The organism is Micromonospora sp. AMSO12t (genome assembly GCF_008806585.1).
Taxonomy (GTDB): Bacteria; Actinomycetota; Actinomycetes; order Mycobacteriales; family Micromonosporaceae; genus Micromonospora; species Micromonospora reichwaldensis.
Genome location: NZ_WAAS01000097.1, coordinates 1 through 22,022, shown reverse-complemented (window position 1 = coordinate 22,022; position 22,022 = coordinate 1). Strand labels below are relative to the sequence as shown.

The 22,022-nt window shown below is 74.0% G+C and carries 19 protein-coding genes; 12 read left to right on the top strand and 7 right to left on the bottom strand.

Going from position 1 to position 22,022, the window contains the following annotated elements; all coding sequences use genetic code 11:
* From F6X68_RS16345 to F6X68_RS16295, 11 genes are all read left to right on the top strand, one after another.
* Positions 1-960 (top strand): cytochrome P450 (locus F6X68_RS16345; protein ID WP_151455094.1); only part of this gene is annotated, 960 nt, incomplete at its 5' end.
* Between the two features lie 266 nt (positions 961-1,226).
* Positions 1,227-1,700: a helix-turn-helix transcriptional regulator gene (locus tag F6X68_RS16340; RefSeq protein WP_192581426.1), complete on the top strand. Its 474-nt coding sequence runs from the start codon at positions 1,227-1,229 to the stop codon at positions 1,698-1,700.
* A 178-nt stretch (positions 1,701-1,878) separates the two neighbouring features.
* Positions 1,879-4,353 (top strand): nitrate- and nitrite sensing domain-containing protein, encoded by a 2,475-nt coding sequence (locus tag F6X68_RS16335; protein ID WP_151455092.1) that lies wholly within the window; start codon positions 1,879-1,881, stop codon positions 4,351-4,353.
* A gap of 17 nt (positions 4,354-4,370) precedes the next feature.
* Positions 4,371-4,775, top strand: coding sequence for a roadblock/LC7 domain-containing protein (locus tag F6X68_RS16330; RefSeq protein WP_091094994.1), 405 nt, complete (start codon positions 4,371-4,373; stop codon positions 4,773-4,775).
* A gap of 46 nt (positions 4,776-4,821) precedes the next feature.
* Positions 4,822-6,015 (top strand): ABC transporter substrate-binding protein, encoded by a 1,194-nt coding sequence (locus F6X68_RS16325; protein ID WP_151455091.1) that lies wholly within the window; start codon positions 4,822-4,824, stop codon positions 6,013-6,015.
* Positions 6,012-6,905, top strand: a complete 894-nt coding sequence (locus F6X68_RS16320; protein WP_151455090.1) for a branched-chain amino acid ABC transporter permease — start codon at positions 6,012-6,014, stop codon at positions 6,903-6,905. The genes F6X68_RS16325 and F6X68_RS16320 overlap by 4 nt, the downstream gene beginning before the upstream one ends.
* Complete coding sequence (locus F6X68_RS16315) at positions 6,902-7,915, top strand: branched-chain amino acid ABC transporter permease (RefSeq protein ID WP_192581425.1); 1,014 nt, start codon at positions 6,902-6,904, stop codon at positions 7,913-7,915. Before F6X68_RS16320 ends, F6X68_RS16315 begins: the two co-directional genes overlap by 4 nt.
* Positions 7,912-8,655, top strand: a complete 744-nt coding sequence (locus F6X68_RS16310; RefSeq protein WP_151455088.1) for an ABC transporter ATP-binding protein — start codon at positions 7,912-7,914, stop codon at positions 8,653-8,655. Before F6X68_RS16315 ends, F6X68_RS16310 begins: the two co-directional genes overlap by 4 nt.
* Entirely contained in the window at positions 8,652-9,428 is a 777-nt protein-coding gene (locus tag F6X68_RS16305) for an ABC transporter ATP-binding protein (protein WP_225852245.1), read from the top strand. Before F6X68_RS16310 ends, F6X68_RS16305 begins: the two co-directional genes overlap by 4 nt.
* Positions 9,429-9,458: 30 nt before the next feature.
* A complete protein-coding gene (locus F6X68_RS16300; RefSeq protein ID WP_151455087.1) occupies positions 9,459-10,268 on the top strand; it encodes a methyltransferase domain-containing protein in 810 nt (269 codons plus the stop codon).
* A gap of 177 nt (positions 10,269-10,445) precedes the next feature.
* The gene (locus F6X68_RS16295) at positions 10,446-11,378 is read left to right on the top strand and encodes a diacylglycerol kinase family protein (RefSeq protein WP_151455086.1); all 933 of its coding nucleotides are present in this window, start codon (positions 10,446-10,448) and stop codon (positions 11,376-11,378) included.
* Between the two features lie 3 nt (positions 11,379-11,381).
* Here F6X68_RS16295 and F6X68_RS16290 read toward each other — a convergent pair whose 3' ends face one another.
* Positions 11,382-14,321: a glycosyl hydrolase family 28-related protein gene (locus F6X68_RS16290; RefSeq protein WP_151455085.1), complete on the bottom strand. Its 2,940-nt coding sequence runs from the start codon at positions 14,319-14,321 to the stop codon at positions 11,382-11,384.
* Between the two features lie 344 nt (positions 14,322-14,665).
* Between F6X68_RS16290 and F6X68_RS16285 the strand changes: the two genes are divergently transcribed.
* Complete coding sequence (locus F6X68_RS16285) at positions 14,666-15,727, top strand: LacI family DNA-binding transcriptional regulator (protein WP_151455084.1); 1,062 nt, start codon at positions 14,666-14,668, stop codon at positions 15,725-15,727.
* Here F6X68_RS16285 and F6X68_RS16280 read toward each other — a convergent pair.
* The 6 genes from F6X68_RS16280 to F6X68_RS16255 are packed head-to-tail and all read right to left on the bottom strand — an operon-like array spanning position 15,720 to position 22,020.
* Complete coding sequence (locus tag F6X68_RS16280) at positions 15,720-16,415, bottom strand: N-acetylmannosamine-6-phosphate 2-epimerase (protein ID WP_151455083.1); 696 nt, start codon at positions 16,413-16,415, stop codon at positions 15,720-15,722. The genes F6X68_RS16285 and F6X68_RS16280 overlap by 8 nt on opposite strands.
* The gene (locus F6X68_RS16275) at positions 16,412-17,371 is read right to left on the bottom strand and encodes an ROK family protein (protein ID WP_151455082.1); all 960 of its coding nucleotides are present in this window, start codon (positions 17,369-17,371) and stop codon (positions 16,412-16,414) included. The genes F6X68_RS16280 and F6X68_RS16275 overlap by 4 nt, the downstream gene beginning before the upstream one ends.
* On the bottom strand, positions 17,368-18,210 hold the full coding sequence (locus tag F6X68_RS16270; RefSeq protein ID WP_151455081.1) for a carbohydrate ABC transporter permease: 843 nt from the start codon (positions 18,208-18,210) through the stop codon (positions 17,368-17,370). Before F6X68_RS16270 ends, F6X68_RS16275 begins: the two co-directional genes overlap by 4 nt.
* The gene (locus F6X68_RS16265) at positions 18,200-19,147 is read right to left on the bottom strand and encodes a carbohydrate ABC transporter permease (protein ID WP_151455080.1); all 948 of its coding nucleotides are present in this window, start codon (positions 19,145-19,147) and stop codon (positions 18,200-18,202) included. The genes F6X68_RS16270 and F6X68_RS16265 overlap by 11 nt, the downstream gene beginning before the upstream one ends.
* 12 nt (positions 19,148-19,159) lie before the next feature.
* Entirely contained in the window at positions 19,160-20,443 is a 1,284-nt protein-coding gene (locus tag F6X68_RS16260; protein WP_151455079.1) for an ABC transporter substrate-binding protein, read from the bottom strand.
* Between the two features lie 23 nt (positions 20,444-20,466).
* Entirely contained in the window at positions 20,467-22,020 is a 1,554-nt protein-coding gene (locus F6X68_RS16255) for an FAD-dependent oxidoreductase (protein WP_151455078.1), read from the bottom strand.
* Positions 22,021-22,022 lie beyond the last annotated feature (2 nt).

The following is a 22,022-nucleotide window of genomic DNA, read 5'->3' as shown; positions in this document are numbered from 1 at the left end:
AACACCGCCGAACGCGTCGAACGCCGGTACGGCGCGATCGTCGAGCGCCGGGTCGACGAACTGGTGTCCCGGCTCGTCGACCGCGCCGACGGGCGGGCGGACCTCGTCGGCGAGTTCACCACCGAACTGCCCCTGCTGGTCCTGCTCGACATCCTCGGCGTACCGGAGGAGGACGTCGGGCGGGTCAGGGCCTGGGGGGACGGTCAGATCGCGTTGCTCTGGGGGCAGCCGGACCCGGCCGAGCAGGTCCGGCTGGCCCGGGACCTGTGGGAGTTCTGGCGCTACTGCGAGCGGTTGGTCGGCGCCCGACTCGGCGGTGCCCGGTACGGCGAGGACTACGTCAGCCAACTGCTGGCGTACCGCGACGGCGACGACGAGGTGCTCACGGTGGCCGAGGTGTCGAGCATCGTGTTCAACCTCATGGTCGCCGGGCACGAGACGACGGCCGGGCTGCTCGCCCACGCGCTCGACCAGGCGCTGTCGGGCCCGGGCCGGTGGCGGGAGCTCGGCGAGGACCCGCGCCGGATACCCGCGTTCCTGACTGAGACGCTGCGTTTCGCGCCCGCCATCGACGGCTGGCTGCGGGTGACCCGCCGACCCGTCACCCTGGACGGCGTCACCATTCCGGCGGGCGCGCGCTGCCTGCTGCTGATCGGCGCCGCCAACCGGGATCCGGCGGAGTTCGCCCGGCCGGAACAATTCGATCCGCACCGGTCCGACGGGGACGGGCACCTCTCGTTCGGGCACGGGCCGCACTTCTGTATCGGCGCGGCGCTGGCCCGGCTGGAGGCGAGGACGGCGTTGACCCGGCTCTGCCGAGCGGTTCCCGGACTGCGCCTGGCCCCCGGCCATCGCCGCTCGTACAAGGTCAACATCGCCTTCCGCGCGCACCGGAGCCTGCCGGTGGTCCTCGGCACGACGGTGCCGTCCGGTGCTCCGGCGGCGCCTGTCGCCGGGTGACCAGCCGCCTCGCGGCGGCGTCGCGGTGGCGCCGGTCCTGTTCTCCGGGCGGGGGCCGTCGGACCGTGCCGAGCGGCGCCCGACCGGCTGCGCGCGGACCCGTGGGGGCCGCCGCGGCCCCTGACAGGTGACTACGCTCCGAAGTCACGTCTTCACACCCGTCGACCGATGGGTTAAGAATTGTCCCCTGCGAATACCCATTCATCGCCCAATGTCTATTGATGCCGATGCCGATGCCGGCCGGTCGGCGTCGCGAAGGTGAACACATGGATCGCACGCCCCCGTCGAGCGCCCAGCGCTCCGGTGCCATCCACCGGTTCCGCTCCGAACTGCGCACCTGGCGCACCCGTCAGGGGATGACCCAGCGGGCGCTCGCGGAGCGGGTGCGGTTCAGCCGCGAGACGGTCGCCGCGGTCGAGTCCGGTCGCCGGTACGGCAGTCACGAGTTCGCCGTCCGCTGCGACGAGGTGCTCGGCACCGGCGGTTGCCTGGCGGCGCTGTGGCCGCAGGTCGCGGCGGAGCAGTTGGCGGCGGACGGCCGCCGCGGCCCCCGGTTCGGAACGGTGGCAGAGCCCGACCCGGCCCTCGTGCCGCCGGCCGCGCGGCGGGACGCGCGCGACCCGGAGGCGGTCGTGGCGGCGATCGACGAGCTGCGGGAGCTGATCGGCCAGGTGCTCGGCGGGCCGCCGGAGGCGGACCTCCCGCCGCACCCGTCAGGCGGGCGACCCGGGCGCTCCTGACCTGCGCGGGGTCGAGCCCGCGGGGCGGGACGGGCGCTGCTGGCGCTGGGTACAGATGCCGGTACGGGCCGTTTGTACCACCGTCAGGTCTTCTCTGCGGGCGCTGGTTCCGGCGGAATGAGACGTGCAAACGGCAAGGTGCGCATTGGCCGTCTTGGATGAGTCGCGGGAGTCAGTCTTGGCGTCGAGCACGAGGTCCCACGCGGCCCGACCCTACCCGACCGGCCGCCGCGGCTGGAAGATCGGCACCCGGATGCGCCTCATCGTGGCGGCCCCGCTGGTCGCCGTGATGGGGTTCGCCGGCCTCGCCCTGACCGAGAGCGTCCGCCAGACGACCCGCGCGAGCGATCTCGGACTCCTGGCGCACCTCGGTGCCGACGCGGGCGACCTGGCCCACCGGCTGCAACGCGAGCGCGTCGTCGCCGCCGACCTGCTCAGCCGGGGCGCGGCCGAACAGCAGGAAGCCTTCGCGGAGGCCACCGGGAGCACCGACGACGCCGTCGCCCGCTACCGCCGGCAGCGGGCGCTGGTGCCTGCCGGACCCGCCGCCGGGCAGTCCGCGCTCCAGCGGATCGACCTGGCGCTGGAGAGCCTGCCGCCGCTGCGCGCGCAGGTGCGTACGGCGGCGCACGCCTCGGTGTCGGCGATGACCTTCAGCTACCGGATCGTGATCGCCGACCTGCTCAGCCTTCGGGAGAGCGTCACCCTCGGCGCGGTCAACGCCCGGATCACGGACGGCATGCGGGCCTCGGCCGCGCTGTCCAAGGCGGCCGAGGCGGCCGGCCAGCAGCAGGTCGCCGTCCTGCGCGCGGTCGCGGCCGACCAGCTGACCCCCGCCATGCAGCAGGACATCACCGCCGCCCGGTCCGGCTTCACCGAGTCCAGCCTGTCCTTCCTGGCCCTCGCCCGGCCCGCCTGGCGGGGCTGGTGGGAGCAGGCGGGCAGCGGGCGGGACGCCCTGCTGCTGCAACGGCTGCAGGACGAGGTGTCGAGGACCCGGACGGGAAGCCGGTTGCGGCTGGACCCCGGCGCGTGGGCCGCCGCGACCCAGCAGTGGTCCGTCCGCCTGGCCGAGCTGCGTCAACGGGTCGACGCGGCGGTGCTCGACGACATCCGGTCCGCCCTCGCCGACCAGCGGCGGCGCACGGCCGTCGAGGCGGCTGCCGTGGCGGTGGCCCTGCTGCTCACCGCGCTGGTCACCTGGGCGGTGGCCCGGCAGATCACGCGGCGCCTGCGCCGGCTGCGCGACGCCGCGAACGCCGTCGCCTTCGAACGGCTGCCGCAGGTGGTGGCCCGGCTCCAGCAACCGGACAGCTCGTCGGTGGACCCGGACGAGCTGGCCCGCCAGCAGTCCGCGGAGGCCCTGGAGTCGTCGCGCGGCGACGAGATCGGCGAGCTGGGGGAGGCGTTCGCGGCCGTGCACCGGGCGGCCGTGCGTACCGCGGCCGAGCAGGCGGTCATGCGGGCCAACACGGCCGACATCTTCATCCACCTCAGTCGCCGCGAGCAGCGGCTGGTCGACGCGGTGCTGGCGCAGGTCGACAAGGTCGAACGGGACGAGACCGACCCCGAACGGCTGGACCAGCTCTACACGCTGGACAACCTGGCCACCCGGATGGGACGGATCAACGCCAGCCTGCTGGTGCTGGGCGGAGTGGGGGTCGGGCGGGTGCGCCAGCACGACGTACCCCTGCAACAGGTGCTCCAGGCCGGGCAGAGCCAGATCGAGCACTACGCCAGAATCCGCCTCGGCATGGTCGACGGAGACATCGCCGTCGCGGCCGACGCCGTCGACGAGGTCGTGCACCTGCTGGCCGAGCTGATGGACAACGCCACCGGCTACTCCGCGCCGGGCACCGAGGCGTGGGTGACCGCCCGCAGCCTCGGCGACCGGGTGATCGTCCAGGTCAGCGACGAGGGCGTGGGGCTGTCCCCGCAGCGTCGGCAGCAGCTCAACGACCTGCTGGCCCGCCCGCCCGCCATCGACGTCGCGGCCGTACGGGCGATGGGGCTGGTCGTCGTGGGACAGCTCGCCGCCCGGCTGGGCGCGGCCGTCCAGCTCCGTCCGGGTCCCCGGCGCGGCATCATCGCCGAGGCGGCGTTCCCGGGGGCGATCATCCGACCGCTGCCCCCGGAGGAGTTCCTGCTCACGCCGGGCCGGCCGTCGCGGCGCGCGGCGCGGACCACCCTCGCGCCGCCGGCGTACGCCACGGCCCCGCAGCCGTGGGCCGGAAGCCCGGCGGAACCGTGGACGGGCGGTCCGACGCCCGAGCGGGCACTGCCGGTGGCGCCGGTGTTCCGGCCCGCACCGGCGCCGGCCGGAGCAGGTGACGAGCCCACCGAGGAACTCGTCATCTTCGAGGAGGTCAACCACTGGTTCCAGGCCGGCCACGACGACGCCACGAACGCGGGGCCGTGGGCCAGCCCCGCCGACGAGGCCTGGCGGACCGCCGCCCGGGCCGACGCGCCCGAGGTCGTCGCCACCACCACGTCCGGCCTGCCGCGGCGTCAGCCGCGACAGCACCTCGTCCCGGGCGGCGTCACCGTGCCGCAGCAGCGCTCCGCGCACCGCGACCCGACCCAGGTGGCCACCGCGATGGCCGCGTACGCGCGGGGCGTCGCGGGCCGCCGGACCAACCTGATCACCAACTGACCCGACAGGGAGAGCACGTGACCGACCAACAGGATCTCGGCTGGCTGCTGGACGCCTTCGCCGAGCGCGCCACCGAGGTCAGCCATGCGATCGCGATCTCCAGCGACGGCCTGATGGTGGCCGCCACGAGAGGCCTCCCGCCGGACCGGGCGGACCAGCTCGCGGCGACCGGCAGCGGGCTGGTGAGCCTGCTCCGCGGCGCGGCGGCCTTCTTCGACGCCGGCGCGGTGATCTCCAACGTGACCCAGCTCGAGGGCGGCTTCATGTTCTCGATGGCCTTCAACGACGGCGCGTCCCTGCTCGTGCTCGCCGACCCGCAGTGCGACGTCGGCAAGGTCTCCTACGAGATGACCGAGCTGGCGAACCGCATCGGCGACGCGTTGACCCCGGCGGCGCGGGCGGCACTGAGCCGCAGCCGCTGACACCCCGGCACCCCACGCCGGAAACCCCATCCCTCCTGGAGAAGACATGTCGCTGACCATCCCCCGGCGTAGCCGTGCCCGCACCGCGGCCCTGCTCGCCCTCGTCCTGTTCGCCGCGACCGCCTGTGCCGACGGCAGGCGGGGCACCGGCGCCGCCGGATCGATCAAGATCGGCCTGCTGGCGTCGCTGTCCGGCACCTACCAGGCGGTCGGCAAGGAGATCCGCGCCGGCTTCGAGCTCTACCTGGCCACCCACGACGGCAGGCTCGGCGGGCGACAGGTGGAACTCGTCGTCGCCGACGAGGGCAACGGCGCCGCGACCGCGGTGCCCGCCGCGACGAAACTGCTCAAGCAGGACCGGGTGGCCGCGCTCACCGGGATCGTCGGCGGTGGCTCCGTGGCCGCCGTCTATCCGTTGCTCAACGAGACCAAGGTGCCGTTCGTCGGCTCGAACGGTCGCCCGGAGCTGAAGGACGTGTCCCGGATCTGGCACACCTCGTACCTCTCCGACGAGCCGGGGGAGGCGATCGCCCGCCACGTGCGCGACAACGTCGAGGGCAGCGTCTACGCCATCGGCCCGGACTACCAGGGCGGCTGGGACGAGCTGCGCGGCTTCACCGACGCCTTCGTCAAGGAGGGCGGCAGGCTCGCCAATGCCGACGGCAAGACCACCTTCACCCCGTTCCCGACGACGACCAACTTCACCCCGTACTTCGCCCGGATCAAGGCCTCCGGCGCCGACGCCGTCTACACGTTCTACGCGGGCAGCGCGGCCGTCGACTTCGTCAAGCAGTACGCGCAGTCGGAGATCAGCGACCTGCCGCTCTACGCCGCCGGGTTCCTCACAGAGGGCGGGGTGCTCGACGCCCAGGGCGAGGCCGCCCGTGACGTCTACTCCGTGCTGAACTACTCGCCGGACCTGGACAACGCCGAGAACCGCGCCTTCGTGGCCGCCTGGAAGGCGAAGAACGACGGCTCCCCGACCACGTACGCCATGGCCTCCTACGACGCCGCGGCCGTACTGGACCGGGCCATCGAGGCGGCCGGGGACGACCCGAGCCCGGAGAGCATCAACGCGGCCATCGGCCAGCTGGGCCAGATCGCCAGCCCGCGCGGCACCTGGCAGTTCTCGCCGAGCACGCACGCGCCCGTGCAGAAGTGGTACCTGCGCCAGGTGCGCCAGGACGGCCGGGCGCTGTCCAACACCGTCGTGGGTGACCTCGCCACCGTCGGCGGGTGAACGGCGTGGCGGTCGACATCCGGATCGACCCGTACCTGGTCCCGGCCCTGGACGGGGTGGCCTACGGGCTGCTGGTCTTCGTCGCCGCGGCGGGACTGGTGTTCTGCTTCGGCGTCGCCGGCATCCTGAACCTGGCGCACGGCACCCTGTACGCGATCGGCGGGTACACCGCCGCCGCGCTGTTCGACGGCGGCTGGCCGAGCCTGGTGCTGGCGCTGGCCGTCGGGACCGTCGCCGCCACCGCCGCCGGCGCGCTGGTCGCCGGCCTGCTCACCCGGCTCGCCGCGCGCAGCCATCTCACCCAGGCGCTGCTCACCTTCGGGGTGGCGCTGGCCGGGGGCAGCCTGCTCGTGGCGGCGTTCGGGCCGGACGACCCGCCGGTGCGGGTGCCGGCGGCGCTGGACGGGTCGGTGGTCGTGGCCGGGCACCGCTACGCGGCGTACCGCTTGGTCTTCATCGTCGTCGCGGCCGTGCTCGCCGGCCTGCTCCACCTCGCGGTGCGCCGCACCCGGGCCGGGATGCTGGTCCGCGCGGCCGTCGACGACGCCGAGATGGTTGCCGTCCTCGGCGTGAACCCGGCGTGGATCCGCGTCGGCGTGCTCGCCGCCGCCGGGGCGCTGGCCGGCGCCGCGGGCGTGCTCGGCGCGCCGATCATCGGTCCGGGGCCGGACACCGCCGACGCGGTGCTGCTGCTGTCGCTGGTGGTCGTCGTCCTCGGCGGGCTCGGGTCGATGACCGGCACGCTGCTCGCGGCCCTGGCGGTCGGGCAGATCCAGACCCTCGGGGTGGCGCTCGCCCCGTCGGCCGCCCCGTTCCTGCTCTTCGCCGCCATGGCCGCCGTGCTCGCGGTGCGGGCGCGGGGCCTGGCCACGAGCCGGAGGACATCGTGAGGGACGAGGCGGTGCGCGCGCTGCGGCGCGGCGTCGCCGTGCTCGTCCTGGCCGGCCTGGTGCTGGCGCCGTGGGCGGTCGACGACTACACCGTGGCGCTGCTGGCCCGTACCCTCGCGCTGGGCCTGGTGGGGGTGAGCGTCGCCCTGCTCACCGGCGTCGCGGGGCTGCCCACCCTGGGACAGACCGCGCCGTACGCGGCGGGCGCGTACGCCAGCGCGGTGGTCGGCAGCCGCCTCTCCGACGTCGCGGTGGTGCACCTGGTCGTCGCGGCGGCGGCCGGGGCGGCGCTGGCCGCGGCGACCGTCCCGCTCGTGGTGTACGCGCGCGGCGTGATCGTCCTGATGATCACCCTGGCGATCGGCGAGCTCGTGGTGACCGTCGTCGGGCGCTGGCGGTCGGTGACCGGCGGCACCGACGGGCTCGCCGGGGTGCCGCCGGTGCGTCCCCTGTGGGGGCTGCCGGTGCTGGCCACCGACCGGGCGCGCTACCTGTACGCCCTGGTGGTCGTCGCCGTGCTGGTCGGCGCGGTGCTGCTGGTCCTGCGCACCCGGGCCGGCCTGCTGCTGTGGGCCGGCCGGGACGACGAGGCGCGGCTGCGGGCCAGCGGCCACCGGGTGGCGGCCCACGTGGCGGCCGTGCACGTGGCCGCGGGGGCGGTCGCGGGCGCCGCGGGCTCCCTGCTGGTGGTCGCCCAGCAGTTCATCTCGCCGGCCGACTTCGGCTTCGACACCTCCGCCCTGCTGCTGCTCGGGGTGGTGGTCGGCGGCGTCGCGTCCGTGGGCGGCGCCCTGGTCGGCGCCGCGATCGTGATCGCCGGCCGGGACTGGCTCTTCGGTGTGCTCCCCGGGCACGCGCCCCTGGTGCTGGGGGTGGCGTTCGTCGTCACCGTCCACCTGCTGCCCGGCGACGGGCGCCGGCCGACGGGCGTGCGGGGCCGGCTCCTGCCGGGACTGCCGGCGGGCCCTGCGGCCGAGGAACGGCCGGCGCCGACGGGGGCACGCGCATGACGCCGCTGCTGTCCGCCCGGGGCGTCACGGTCCGCTACGGCTCGCTGGCCGCGCTGGACGGGGTCGACCTGCGGATCGACCACGGCCAGCGGCACGCCCTGATCGGGCCCAACGGCGCCGGCAAGAGCACGCTGCTCGACGTGCTCGGCGGGGCGACCCCGGCGGGCGGCGGCCGGGTGCTGCTCGCCGGCCGCGACGTCACCCGGCTCGGCCCCGCCGCCCGGGCCCGGCGGGGCATCGGCCGGATCCACCAGCGTCCCGCCGTGTGGTCGAGCCTGACCGCCGCCGAGAACGTGGTGGTCGCGGCGCTGCCCCACGCGGTGCGGCCCGGCCGGTGGCGGCCCGGCGCGCGGCGGTGCGCCGCCGAGCGTACGGCGGGTGCGTGGCTGGAACGGCTGGGCCTGCGCGACGTGGGCGCGACTCCCGCCGGTCAGCTCGCCCACGGGCAGCGGCGGCAACTCGAGATCGCCATGGCCCTGGCCGGTCGCCCGCGGCTGCTGCTGCTCGACGAGCCGGCCGCCGGCCTGTCCGTCGTCGAGGTCGGTCGGCTGGTGGAGTTCCTGCGGGCCCTGCCGCGCGCCGTCGCGGTGCTGCTGGTCGAGCACCGGCTGGACCTGGTGTACGCGCTCTGCGACCAGGTGACCGTGCTCCGGGACGGCCGGACGGTCGCCACCGGGACGCCGGCCGAGATCCGCGCGTCGGGTCCGGTCCGGCAGGCCTACGCGGAGGGGGTGTCGTGATACTGCGGACGGAGCGGCTCTGCGCCGGCTACGCCGGCGGGATCGTGCTGCACGAGGTCACCCTCGACGTGGCGGCCGGCGCCGTGCAGGCGGTGGTGGGCCGCAACGGCGCCGGCAAGAGCACCCTCGTGCACGCCGTCGCCGGGTTGGTGCGGCCCTGCGGGGGGCGGATCGAGGTCGACGGCGTGCCGGTCGCCGGCCGGCAGCCGCACCGGATCGCCCGGTGCGGGGTGGGCCTCGTTCCGCAGGGCCGACGAGTCTTCTCCCGGTTGACCGTGGCCGAGCACCTCGCCCTGGCGGCGGTGCCGTGGCGTGCCGCGCCGCCGGCAGGCGAGGGGTGGACCGTCGCGCGGGTCCTGGAGCTGCTGCCCCGGCTGGCGGCCCGGCTGCGCCATCGCGGCGACCAGCTCTCCGGCGGCGAGCAGCAGATGCTGGCGATCGCCCGGGCGCTGCTCGGCCAGCCCCGGGTGCTGCTGCTGGACGAGCCGTGCGAAGGGCTGGCGCCCGGCCTGGCCGCCCGGGTACGCGACCTCGTCGGCACCCTGGCCAGGACCGGGCTGGCCGTGCTCCTCGTCGAGCAGCAGCTCCAGCACGCCGTCGAGATCGCGGACCGGATCGCGGTGCTCGAGTACGGCCGGGTGGTCTACGACCGCCCGGCGGACGAGGCCCGGGCCGAGCCGGGCCGCCTGGCGGCGATGCTCAGCGTCGCCGCCGTCGCGGAGCTGCCGGCTACCCGACCGGTGCCCGGTTCCGGGCCGATCCCGCGCACCTGACCCGACCGACTTCGACAGGAACGAGCGACGATGCCGACAGACATCCGTGACACCGAGTACACCTTCGACAACGGTTCACCGGAGGCGGTGCCCCAGCTGCGGGCGCTGGAGTCCTTCCTGGACCCGATCACGGCGGCCCGGATCGGCGCTCCGGTGCTCGCCCCGGGCGGCGTGTGCTGGGAGATCGGCGCCGGCGGGGGCTCGGTCGCCCGGAGCATGGCCGAGGCGGTGGGCCCGACGGGGCGCGTGCTGGCGACCGACATCGACGTCGCCCACCTCGCCCCCGCGGGCAACCTCGACGTCCGTCGGCACGACGTGCGCAGCGAGCCGCCGCCCGGCGACGCCTTCGACCTCATCCACGCCCGGCTGGTGCTGCTCCACCTGCCGGAGCGGCGGCGCGTACTGGCCTCGCTGGCCGGCGCGCTGGCCCCGGGCGGGTGGCTGGTGGTCGAGGAGTTCGACTGCACGGCCCCGCTGCGCGTGCTGACCGCGCCGAGCGACGACGCGGCGAAGCTCTTCACCCACGTGACGGACACGATGCTCGGCGTCCTGCAGAGCCACGGCGCGGACCTGGCCTGGGCGCAGGACGTGCACGCCCACCTCGCGTCGGCGGGACTGGTCGAGGTCGACACGGTCACCCACTCCGAGAGCTGGCCCGGTGGCTCACTCGGCGCGTCGCTCTACGCGACGAACTCCCGGCAGTTGGCGCCGGAGCTGATCGAGGCGGGTGTGTCGCCCGGCCAGCTGGAGGCGTTCCGTCGGCTCCTGCGCGACCCCGGGTTCGTCGTGATGTCGTACCAGTTCGTGTCGACCCGGGGGCGGCGTCCGGCCCGGCGGTGAGGCGGTTCCCCTCGCCCGTACCGCCGCCGCGCCGGCGGGCCGGTCGGCGGGGCGCACGCCGAGGCGCCGCGCCGACCGGCCACACCCGCGCCGGTGGTCGAACGGAGCTCGCCGCACCGTCGGCCCTCCCCGCCGGTCGGGGCGTGGAAACCGCGCCGGCCGGGTACCACGGCGGTCATGGGCACGAGCAGCACGCTGGGCGACGAGCCGGCGACCGCCGTCCGGGTGGGCACGGTCGCGGTCGTCGCCCACCGCAAGAAGACCCTCGGCGGCGGCCTCGACGAGCTGCGCGCGGAGCTGGCGGGCGCGGGCGTCGAGGACCTCGTCTGGTACGAGGTGCCGAAGAGCCGCAAGGCGCCGAAGAAGGTCCGCAAGGCGCTGAAGAAGGGCGCCGAGCTGGTCTTCGTGTGGGGCGGCGACGGCATGGTGCAGCGCTGCGCCGACACCCTCGCCGGCTCCGGCGTCCCGATGGCGATCCTGCCCGCCGGCACCGCCAACCTCTTCGCCGCCAACCTGGGCGTACCGGAGGACCTCCCCGAGGCCGTCCGCATCGGCCTGCACGGCCGGCGCCGCTCCCTCGACCTGGGCCGGCTCAACGGCGAGCACTTCGCCGTGATGGCCGGTGCCGGCTTCGACGGCGACCTGATTCGCGAGGCGGACCGCACGCTGAAGGGCAAGCTCGGTCGCCTCGCCTACATGTGGACGGGGCTGCGGCACGTCCGGGGCGAACTCGTCGGCACGCGGATCACCGTCGACGGCACGGAGTGGTTCGACGGCGACGCGAGCTGCGTGCTGTTCGGCAACGTCGGCACGATCACCGGCGGCATCCCGGCGTTCGACGACGCCCGCCCCGACGACGGCTGCCTGGAGGTCGGCGTGTCGACCGCCGACGGCGCGGTGGACTGGGCGCGCACCCTCGGCCGGATGGCCGCCGGCCGCTCGGAGGAGTCGCCGTTCGTGCGGATCACCCGGGGCCGCAAGATCAAGGTCCGGCTGGCCGCGCCCCGCACGTACGAGCTGGACGGCGGCGCCCGGGGAGAGGTCACGAAGCTCAAGGTGCGGGTGGTGCCCGGGGCGCTGACGGTCTGCTGCCCCGGGCCCGTTCCCTGAGCGTCAGCGGAGGCCGTGGATCTCCACCTCGAAGACCCGGGCCAGCCCGTCGGTCGGGCTGGGCTCGGTGAACACGAGCCGGACCTGTCGGATCCCGGTCGGCGCGCCGGCGAGGTCGACCCGGGCAGGGTTTGCGGTGTTCGCCCCGGCCGAACCGATGGTCGTCCAGGCCCCGTCGACCAGGGCCTCCACCCGGAACGCCCGCACCCGCAGGCTCTCCGAGCCGGCCACCCCGCTGTAGAGGTCGAGCCGCTGGAGCTCCACCGGCCCACCGAGATCCAGGGTGAGCGCCGGTGCCGGGTCGGCCGAGCCGGAGATCCAGCGGGCGCCCGTCCGGTCACCGTCCACCGCGTGGGCGGCGACGTTGCCGGAGAGCACCGAACTCGCCTGCACTGCGGTGCCCCGGGCGAGGTTCTCCCCGGCCACGCCCACCCGCAGGGTCTGCGTGATCTCCTGCCGGTGGTTGGCCCGGGTGAACGCGACGGTCAGCCGGACCGTGCCGTCGGCCACCGCGTCGGCGGGGACCTGCACGCTCACCGCGACCGGCGTGGTGGCGCCCGCGGGCAGCCGGGTGGTCTCCGGCCGCGCCCGCACCTGCCAGCCGGGCGGCGCGTCGACGCCGACCGTCAGGGCGGTGAGCGGGCCGGGGCCGTCGTTGCGTACCAGCAGCACGGCGCTCCCGGCCCTACCGGGCAGCACCCGGATCTCCGGCGTGTCCAGCGCGACGTGGGCGCCGGCCGGGTCGGCCTTCCTGCCGGTCACCCCGACCCCCAGGTACGCCACCTCGATCTCGGGCACGGTCCGGCCGGTCGCCACGTCGGCGACGGTGGCGCCCCACCGGGTGTTGGCCACGTTGTCCGGCCGGTAGCCACGGGTGCCCCGGATCACGATGCCGCTGCTGTCGCGCAGTCCCACCGCGTACGGGTACGGGCCCTGCACGGTGGCCACCCGGAAGAAGACCGTGTTGCCGAACAGGACGTCGTGCACGTCGTCCAGCTCGACGGCCTGGGACCGCCAGCCGTAGATGTGGTCCTCGGTCTGCAGCGCGTGCAGCTGCCAGTTGCGGACGCGGCGCAGCACGACCTCGCGGTGCTCGTGGTGCTCGACGGAGACCTCGTACATCCGGCCGCGCACCGAGGTGTCCTCGACGAGGAACCCGTTGTCGGCCCAGCCGGCGACGCTCCAGATGTTGGCGAAGGTCCCGCCGCCGCCCTGCACCCAGAAGCTGTACCTGTGCCGGCCCCGGTACTGGTAGCCGGGATCACCGGCGCCGGGGTCGCCGGGCGCGGTCTGCTCCGGGTGCCACTTCACGAACTGGGTGGCGATGTCGGCGAGGTAGCTGCGCTCACCGGAGCGCCAGTGCACGTGCACCGAGCCCGCGGTCTGCTGCGCGGAGTCCAGGCCGAGGCCGGTGACCTGGTTCCGCCCGCCGAGCGGGGTCTGGACCATCGCCTTGGGCCGCTGCGGGTCGGTGAATCCGGCGGCGCGCTCCGGCAGCTTCAGCCAGGTCTGGCGGGGATGCAGGCCGATCAGGTTGTTCTGTGGCCGCAGCCGCAGGGTGTTCCCGATCAGGTACTGCCCCATCGGCACGTAGACGGTGTCGTGCTCGTCGAGGGCCCGCTGGAAGATGGCGTGGTCGTCGCTGGTGCCGCTGCCGACCGTGACGCCCCTGGCGGCGGCGTACTCGACCACGTTGACCCAGCCGCCGGTGGCCGGTGGCAGGGGCGCGTCGGTGCGCAGCAGCCGGGCGAAGCTCGGCGGCGCGGCCGGTGTCGCGGAGACCAGGACGCCGTCGGTACGCCGCTCGGTGTCGCCGAGCGCGTCGTCGACCCGGAGTCCGAGCGTGGCGTCGCGCACCAGGTACGACGGGCCGGGGCCGACCCAGGTGCGTCCGCTGGGCACGGTGGTCAGCAGCGCACCGGTGCCGGTGACCCCGGTGTCGACCACGTTGAGCTGGTTCTGGGCGCGGATGAGTTCCGGCTCGCCGCCGCCCGCGACGGACTCGCTGTCGTTGAGGGTGATCGCCGCCCCGCTGATGTTCTCGAAGACCGAGTCCTGCACGTAGAGGCGCTGGGTCTGGTTCGGGGTGGCGACGATGCCGGCCGGCGAGTCGGCGAAGCGGTTGCGGATCAGGCTCAGCTTGCTGTCCGTGTGCAGCTTGACGGCCGCCTCGCGTTGACCGGTGAAGGTGGTGTCCAGCAGCGTGGTCTGCCAGCCGGGCGAGGCGGCGAAGGCCAGCAGGCCGACCGTGCCGCCGTAGACGTTGACCCGTTGGATCAGGTTGGCGTTGTGGTCGATCCCGGCATATCCCGTACCCACGTGGATGTCGAGGTCCTGGAGGACGAACATCTGGGCGCCGCTGAAGCGTACGGCCACCGCGGCGGGGTTGCCGGGCTCGATCCGGATGTCCAGGTTGACCAGGCCGGTGCCGAAGGTGTCGTTGTTGCCGAAGCTGCGGGCCGCGCCGGGCTGGAAGGGCCGGCGCAGCGCGGCGAAGAGGAAGGACTGGTTGCCGTCCTGAAAGCCGGGGGTGGACTCGCCGAGGACGAACTCGGGCCGCGCGGCGCCGAAGCCGATCAGGCGCACCGAGGCGTGTAGGTCCACCTGCCGGGAGAGGCGGTAACGCCCTTCCGGCACGAAGACCACGCCGCCGCCGTCGCCGACGGTGACGTTGCGTGCTCCGCCCACGATGTTGCCCAGCCAGTTCTCGCCGCCCCGGCGGGAGGCCTCGTCGATGGCGGCCTGCACCGAGGCCGTGTCGTCGCCGACGCCGTCGCCGTGCACCGGGAACCGTGCGCTGCCGAGGACGACCGCGGTCGGGTCGGTCGGCATGCTCCGGTAGACGGAGGTCGAGGCGGCCGGTGGGGTGGGGGCTGCCGCCGACGGGGCGGCGACGGCCGGCGCCACGGCCGTGGCGGCCAGGAGGAGGGAACCGGCCAGCATGCCGACCCGTGCCCGGCCCGCTGGGGGTCGGCGGCCGGCTGCCCGCCGGGGTGGAGCTTGGATCATCGGTACGCCTTTCCTGCCCCTGTCGGGACCGGTCGGCGACCATGTGGTCATGCGCATAACCAGAATGTTTCCGCAGGCCCGAGCTGTCAAGAGCCGGGCCGCCAGAATATGAAACCCCCGCGTAACATTGACTTACGGCGACCGGTGGGCTGATCATTCACGGCAGCCCGCTCCCGAGACGTCGCCGTGTGCGATCGTGTGGTCATGCGCATGACCAGCCGGGGCGACGGCGCGGGAGCGGGCCCCCGGCGAACGGCCGGGACACGGAGGTGACGACGATGCCAGGCACCAACGGACGGGCCACCCAGGCCGACGTCGCCCGGCTCGCCGGGGTCAGCCAGGCGACCGTGTCACTGATCCTCAAGGAGGGCGACACGGGTCGCCGACGCGTCGGTGAGCAGACCCGTCAACGCGTGCTCGACGCCATCCGGATGACCGGGTACGTCGCGAACCCGGCCGCCCAACGCCTGGCCGGGGGACGCACCCGGATCATCGGCGTCTTCACCTACGAGCCGGTCTTCCCGCGCGACAGCCGGGACTTCTACCACCCGTTCCTGGTGGGGGTCGAGGCGCAGGCCGAGGAGCTCGACTGCGACCTGCTCTTCTTCACCAGCACCCCGTCCCGGCAGGGGCGGCGCCTGCTCGGCGACGGTTCCCGCCGGCTCGGCGTCGCCGACGGCTGCGTCCTGCTCGGCCGCCACGACGACAAGCGTGACCTGGCGGACCTGCTCGGCCGCGACTTCCCGTTCGCCTTCATCGGCCGACGGGAGTCCGACGCCGGCATCGTGCCGTACGTCGGCGCCGACTACGTGACCGCCACCCGCGAGGTGGTCGAGCGGCTGTTCGCCCTCGGCCACGAACGGGTCGGCTTCCTCGGCGATCTCCGCCGGGACGAGCCGTCGGCCGACCGTGCGCAGGGCTACCAGCAGGCGGTACGCGCCGCCCGCAGCCGCCCGGTCGTGCTGGACGGCGCCGGGTTGACCGGCGGCGAGGCACTCGACCTGCTCGACGACAACGGGCTCACCGCGGCGGTCGTCTGGCCGTCCGGGTTGGCCCCGCAGATCCGGGCGGCGGCGCTGGCCCGGGGGATGTCCGTTCCCGGCGACCTGTCACTGGCCCAGCTCGGCGACGCCGAGGACGGCAGTCCCGGCGACATCGACTGGACCGGTTTCCGGATCCCCCGCGAGCAGATGGGCGCGGGGGCGGTGCGACTGCTCTTCGAACAGCTGGTCGGTCCCGCGCCGGGCGCCGAGGCCCTGCAACGCAGCCTGCCCTGCGCCGTCGTGCCCGGGACCACCGCCGCGGCGCCGCGGCGCACCCGCCCCCGCGCCGTCAGGTGAGTCGGCCGCCCGCCGGGGTGGCCGGCACCAGGCGACGGGTGAGCCACAGCGGCGAGGTGACCGCGTTGCCCATCACCACCGAGTGGGCGCCCGCCGCGAACGCCTGCCCGATCTGCTCGGCGCTGCGGTAGCGGCCCTCGGCGATCACCGGCACCGCCAGCACGCCGGCGAGCTGGGCCACCAGCGTCAGGTCCGGTCCGTCGGTCGGCGGGCTGGCCGGGGTGTAGCCGGAGAGGGTGGTCGCGACGGCGTCCGCACCGGCCCGCACGGCGGCCACGCCCTCCTCGACGGTGGAGACGTCGGCGAGGACCAGCGCGTCGCTCCGCTCCCGGACCGCCCGGACGGTGTCGGCGAAGCTGCGCCCGTCCGGACGGGGACGGTCGGTGGCGTCGACGGCGACGATGTGCGCCCCGGCCGCGGCCACGTCGAGCGCGTGCGCCGCCGTCGGGGTGATGAAGACACCTTCGACGCCCTGCTTGTGCAGCCCGATGACCGGCACGTCGACGGCGGCGCGGATGGCCCGGACGTCGGCGGTGCCGTTGGCCCGGACGGCGACCGCGCCGCCCCGTACCACCGCCGCGGCCACCCGGGCCTGCACGTACGGGTCGCGCATCGGGTCGTCGGGATCGTCGAGCACCGGCTGGCAGGAGACCACGAGGCCGCCGGCCAGCTCGTCGAACACACTCACGTTCTCGTCCTCTCGTCGGTGATCACGGCGGAGCTGCCGGCCGCCTGCCGGCCGGGGCCCGGGAGACCCGCCAGCCGGGCGGCGCCCACGACGACCGCGTCCGCGCCGAGCGCCGCCGGTAGCAGGGACACGTCCGCCCAGGCCGCGGGAAGTTCGGCGGTGAAGGCGGCGCGGGCGACGGGGAACAGGGCGTCGGCCGCCCCGCCCGCGAGCACCACCGCCTGCGGATCGAGCAGGGCGACCAGCCCCGCGAGCGCCCGGCCGAGGGCCGTGGCGGCGCGGTCCACCACCTCCCGGGCGACCGGTTCACCGGCCGCCGCCCGCTCGGCCACGGCCCGCCCGGTGATCCGCACACCGGTCTCGAGGGCGTACGCGCCGGACAGTCCCGTGCCCGAGGCGATGCCCTCCAGGTGCCCGTACCGGCCGCACCCGCAGCGCAGCCGCTCGGCGCCGGGAGCCGGGAGGTGCCCCACCTCGCCGGCGCCGCCCCGGGCGCCGGTGGAGATCCGGCCGTGCTGGAGCATCGCGCCGCCCAGGCCCGTGCCGACCGCGACCAGCACCAGGTCCCGCCGGTCCCGGCCCGCGCCGACCCAGCTCTCGCCGAGCGCGGCGGCGTTCACGTCGTTGGTGACCCGGACCGGCCGGGCCAGCCGCGCGGCCAACTCGTCGGCGACCGGCGTGCCGGCCCAGCCGGGCAGGCTGTCGGTGGCGTACCGGATGGTGCCGGTGGCCGGATCGACCGTGCCGGCCGTGCCCACGCCGACCGGGCCGGCGCCGCCCGCGTCGAGCAGCTCCCGGACGAGCCGCGCGGCGGTGTCCAGCACGGCCGCCGGCCCCGACCCGGCAGGAGTGGGTGCCAGGCGACGCCCGAGCACCTGCCCGTCGGGTCCGACCAGCGCCGCCGCCGTCTTGGTGCCGCCGATGTCGAGGCCCACCAGGGCCGCCGGCACCGTCATCCCTTGAGCCCGGTGTGCGCCAGGCCCTCGACGAACTGCTTCTGCGCGATGACGAAGACCACCAGGACCGGCAGCGCGGTCATCGACGCCGCGGCGAGCTGGACGTTCCACATCGGGCCGCCGTAGGCGTCGACGAACTGGGTGAGCGCCTGCGGCAGGGTGAACTTCTCCGGCGAGGAGAGGAACACGATCGGTTCCAGGTAGAGGTTCCAGCTGTGCAGGAAGGTGAAGATGGCGACCGCGCCCAGCGCGGGCCGGGACAGCGGCAGGGCGATCTTCCAGAAGGTGGCGAACCGCCCCAGCCCGTCCACCCGGGCCGCCTCCTCCAACTCGCCGGGGAGGCTGATGAAGAACTGCCGCATGATGAAGGTCGCCAGCACGCTCGGCGCGCCGAGGATCGGCACCAGGATCAGCGGCCAGTGGGTGTCGACCAGGCCCAGCTTGAAGAACATCTGGAACAGCGGCACGATCGTCACCTCGCTCGGGATGAGCAGGCCGGCGAGGATCACCAGGAAGAGCACGTTCTGGCCACGGAAGCGGATCCGGGCGAAGGCGTACCCGGACAGCGCCGCCACCGCCAGGGTGCCGACGGTGACCACCAGCGCGATGTAGAGGCTGTTCAGGTACTGCTGGCCGAACGGCTGCAACTCGAACACCCGCTGGTAGGCGTCCAGCTTCGGGCTCGTCGGCAGGAGCTGCGGCGGGAAGCTGAAGATGTCGGCGATCGGCTTCAGCGAGGAGGTGACCATCCACCAGGTCGGGAAGACGAACGGGATCGCCAGGACCAGCAGCACCCCGTAGAGCACCAGCTTGGTCCGGGGCGACAGGTCACGATTCATGGTGGACCCACCTCTTACGCATCTGCCACTGCAGCACGGTGAGCGCGAGCACGATGACGAACAGCACGATCGACAGCGTGGCGCCGTAGCCGAAGTGGTGGAACTGGAACGCCTGCTGGTACAGGTAGTAGACGAGCACCGTGGTCGAGGTGCCGGGGCCGCCCTGGGTGAGCACCGCGATCTGCGCGAAGACCTGCAACGAGCCGACCACCGTGATGATCGACGTGAGCAGGATGGTCGGGCTGATCATCGGCACGGTGATCCGCCAGAACTGGCGCAGCCGACTGGCCCCGTCCACCTCGGCGGCCTCGTACAGCTCGGCCGGCACGCCTTGGAGGGCGGCCAGGAAGAGCACCATGTTCAGGCCGACGTTCTTGAACACCTGCACCACGACGACCGAGAACATGGCGGTGCCCTCACCGCGCAGCCAGTTCGGCCCGTCCACGCCGACCGTGTCGAGCAGGCCGTTCACGCCGCCGTTGTCCTGCAGCAGGAACCCCCACACGATGGTCCAGGCGACCAGCGAGACGACCACGGGGGAGAAGAACAGGGTGCGGAACACGATCGTTCCGCGCAGCTTCTGGTTGAGCAGTACGGCGAGCAGCAGGGCCAGGCCGAGGTTGAACACCACCAGCCCGACCGAGAACAGACCGGTGGCCCGCAGCACCGAGCCGAGGTTGGTGTCGTCGGCGAGGTTCGCGTAGTTCTCGGTGCCGACGAACTCGAACGTGCCGGCCAGCACGTTCCACTCGTGCAGGCTGTACCAGACCACCAGGATCAGCGGCAGGATCACGAAGACGAGGCTGCCGAGCAGTTGGGGAGCGATGAACAGGTAACCGGTGAGCTGGTCGCGGCGGCGGCTGGTCCAGTACGGCCGCGACCGGTCCCGGGTGGGCGGGGCCTCGACCCCGCCCACCGTCGTGTCCGTCTGGGACATGGTCAGGCTGCCCTACTTCGCCAGCAGCGGCTGGATCTTGGTGCAGACACCCTCGAGGACGGCCTTGACGTCCGCGTCGGCCTTCCAGAGCGGGTCGAGCCCGGCGCGCACCTGCTGGCTCAGCTCGGCCTGCCCGGCGTGACTGGGCTTGACCACGCCGTTGGTGATGCCGTCGATGACGACCTTCTGCAACTGCTCGGGCTTGAGCGTCGGGTTCGTCTTGGCCAGCGTCTCCGCGGTGAGCTGCGACTGGCGCGGCGGCGGGAAGAACTGGGCCAGCTTGGCCGAGTTGGTGGGGTTCGTCAGGAAGGCGAGGAAGTCCGCCGCCGCGTCCGCGTTCTTGCTCTTCTTCATCACGCCGACGCCGGCCTGGCCGACCACCGAGTAGTTGCCCTTCGGCCCGGCCGGCAGCGGCACCAGGTCCCAGCCGAAGCCGTCCGGCTTCAGCAGCGAGGCGCGGGAGATCTGGGTGACCGTCATGGCGGCGTCACCGGCGAAGAAGTCGGCGGTCGTACCCGGGCCGGGCAGCGCCTTGCCGGTGAAGATCGCCTTGTGCAGGGTGGTCATCGCCTCGACCATCTCCGGGGCGGCGAAGCCGCAGGACTTGCCGTCCTCGCTCCACGCCTGGGCGCCCCAACCGGTCCAGAGGGTCGACAGGTTGTCCCAGCCCTTGTAGTCGAAGTCGCGGATCACCAGGCCGGCCTTGCCGCTCGACGCGGCGGTGGCACCGGCCGCGGCCAGCGCGTTGTCCCAGTTCCACTGCCCGGCGGCGATCAGCTCGGCCGGGGTCTTCTGCCCGGCCTTCTTGAGCATGTCGGTGTTGACGAAGACGCCGAACGGCGAGGTGGAGAACGGGTACGCGTACAGCTTGCCCCCGTCCTGCCAGAGCTTGAGGGTGGCGGGGGAGATGTCGTCGTACTGGTAGCCCTCGGCCTTCTTGAGCTTCTCGTCCAGCGGCAGCAGCGCGCCGGAGGCGACGAAGTCGGGGGCCGAGTTCTCGAACACCCAGGCCAGATCGGGCGCGTTGCCGCCGGCGATCTGGGTGGTCAGCGTCGTGGTGTAGTTCTCGAACGGCAGCGGGTCGAACTTGATGGACGCGACGTCCGGGTGGCTCTTGCGGTACTCGTCGGCGATCTCGTTGAACAGCTTGAGGTGCGCCTCGTTGGCGGACCAGACGGTCATCCGCAGGTTGGCGGGACCCTTGTCCGCGGCCTCGTCACCGCCGCCGCAGGCGGACAGCGCGAGGACGCCGGCCAGTGTCGCCGCGACACCGCGCACAGCCTTTCCCAATCTCATGATCTTCTCCTCTTCGGGGGTGTTCAGTAGCCCGCGACCTGGGGCCAGCGCATCTCCACGCCGGCTGCCGAGAGGCGGTCCTGGAAGTCGGCCAGCAGGCGGGGGGTGCCGCGGACCGCGCGCGGGGACTCGCCCCGGGCCAGACAGAAGTCGGCGAGCAGGCCGGCGACCTCGCCGACGTTCCACTCGACCGGGTGCAGCCGGTAGCTGCCGTTGGTGATGTGGGTGGTGCCGATGTTCTTGCCGGCCGGGAGCAGGTTCTCGACCCGCTGCGGGATCAGCGCGCCCAACGGGATCTCGAACGGGCACGACCCGACGTCGATGTAGTTGTCGCCACCGGTGGAGGGGTGCAGGTCGATGCGGTACATCCCGACGCCGATCGAGTCCGGGTAGGCGACCGCGCCGTGCTCGCCGCGTACGGCCAGCGACAGGTCCTGCTCGACGACCGTGTACTCGGCCCGGATGCGGCGCGACTCCCGGATGTAGGGCGCCTGCGCCAGGCCGTCGCGGCTGCCGGTCACGTCGCCGCGCAGGCGCAGGCCGGGGAAGCCGGTCCCGCCGTCCGGCCGGGGCGCCTCGGTCTGCATCCAGTAGAGCACCGAGTACGACAGCTCGCGGGCCTTGCTCAGGTGCCACGACGCGTTCGGCACGTCGATGACCGGACTCTCGAAGTAGTCGATCATCGGCCAGTTCACCAGCGTGATGTCGCTGTCGTACGCGCCGTCGGTGAAGTTGCGCCGGGCGGCGATGCGCCGGAACGTCCAGAGGTTGCCGTCGCCGGGGTTGAGCCGTTGGTCGGCGTTGACGGCCAGCGGGTCGTCGTCCGGGTTGGGCGTGAAGCTGCGCTCGACGATCTCCAGGGTGCGCGGGTGCGGCGACCGCCAGGACAGCAGCCGGTCGCCCCAGAAGTCGGGCTTGTAGTCGCGCCAGAAGTCGTAGTTCGCCGGCCGCTCGATGGTGTGGTCGCCGTCGACGTGGTCGAGCGCGAAGCAGACGGAGACGGCCTGCATGTTCATCGGCTGCGCCTCGGCCGGCGCGCTGGGCTCGCCGGTGTCGGCCTGCGACTCGAAGCCGGTGACGTACTCGGTGCCGGTCAGCGGCAGCAGCTCGCCGGTCTCCGTCGCGTCCAGGATGTACGGCGCGACGAGGTCGATCCGCTCGTCCCGGTCGCGGTGCGCGACGGTCACCCCGACCACCCGGTCCCCGTCGGTCTCCGCGGCGACCGGCCGGTACGGCTGGAGCACCGTCAGCCGGCCGGAGCCGAGGAACGGCGCCAGCATCTGCTCGATGACGGCGACGGCCACCCGGGGCTCGTGGCAGACCCGGCTCACCCAGCCGGCTCCCGGGTTGAGGTCGGTCCAGGCCCGCGACCGCTCGGTGAGCGGGTAGTGCCGGCGGTAGTAGTCACGGATCCCGGTGCGCAGGGCCCGGTAGCTCGCGGTGGCTCCGAACTGTTCGATCCAGGAGTGCTCGTCCGGCGGGACGGCCTGGCTGGTGAGCTGCCCGCCGAGCCAGTCGAACTCCTCGGTCAGGATGACCGACCGGCCGGCCCGGGCCGCGGCGAGCGCCGCCGCCACCC

Coding starts and splice junctions, on each gene's coding strand:
- F6X68_RS16295 (WP_151455086.1), top strand. CDS start 10,446: ATGGGCACGAGCAGCACGCTGGGCGACGAGCCGGCGACCGCCGTCCGG.
- F6X68_RS16325 (WP_151455091.1), top strand. CDS start 4,822: ATGTCGCTGACCATCCCCCGGCGTAGCCGTGCCCGCACCGCGGCCCTG.
- F6X68_RS16340 (WP_192581426.1), top strand. CDS start 1,227: ATGGATCGCACGCCCCCGTCGAGCGCCCAGCGCTCCGGTGCCATCCAC.
- F6X68_RS16265 (WP_151455080.1), bottom strand. CDS start 19,147: ATGTCCCAGACGGACACGACGGTGGGCGGGGTCGAGGCCCCGCCCACC.
- F6X68_RS16290 (WP_151455085.1), bottom strand. CDS start 14,321: ATGCTGGCCGGTTCCCTCCTCCTGGCCGCCACGGCCGTGGCGCCGGCC.
- F6X68_RS16285 (WP_151455084.1), top strand. CDS start 14,666: ATGCCAGGCACCAACGGACGGGCCACCCAGGCCGACGTCGCCCGGCTC.
- F6X68_RS16300 (WP_151455087.1), top strand. CDS start 9,459: ATGCCGACAGACATCCGTGACACCGAGTACACCTTCGACAACGGTTCA.
- F6X68_RS16270 (WP_151455081.1), bottom strand. CDS start 18,210: ATGAATCGTGACCTGTCGCCCCGGACCAAGCTGGTGCTCTACGGGGTG.
- F6X68_RS16275 (WP_151455082.1), bottom strand. CDS start 17,371: ATGACGGTGCCGGCGGCCCTGGTGGGCCTCGACATCGGCGGCACCAAG.
- F6X68_RS16260 (WP_151455079.1), bottom strand. CDS start 20,443: ATGAGATTGGGAAAGGCTGTGCGCGGTGTCGCGGCGACACTGGCCGGC.
- F6X68_RS16310 (WP_151455088.1), top strand. CDS start 7,912: ATGACGCCGCTGCTGTCCGCCCGGGGCGTCACGGTCCGCTACGGCTCG.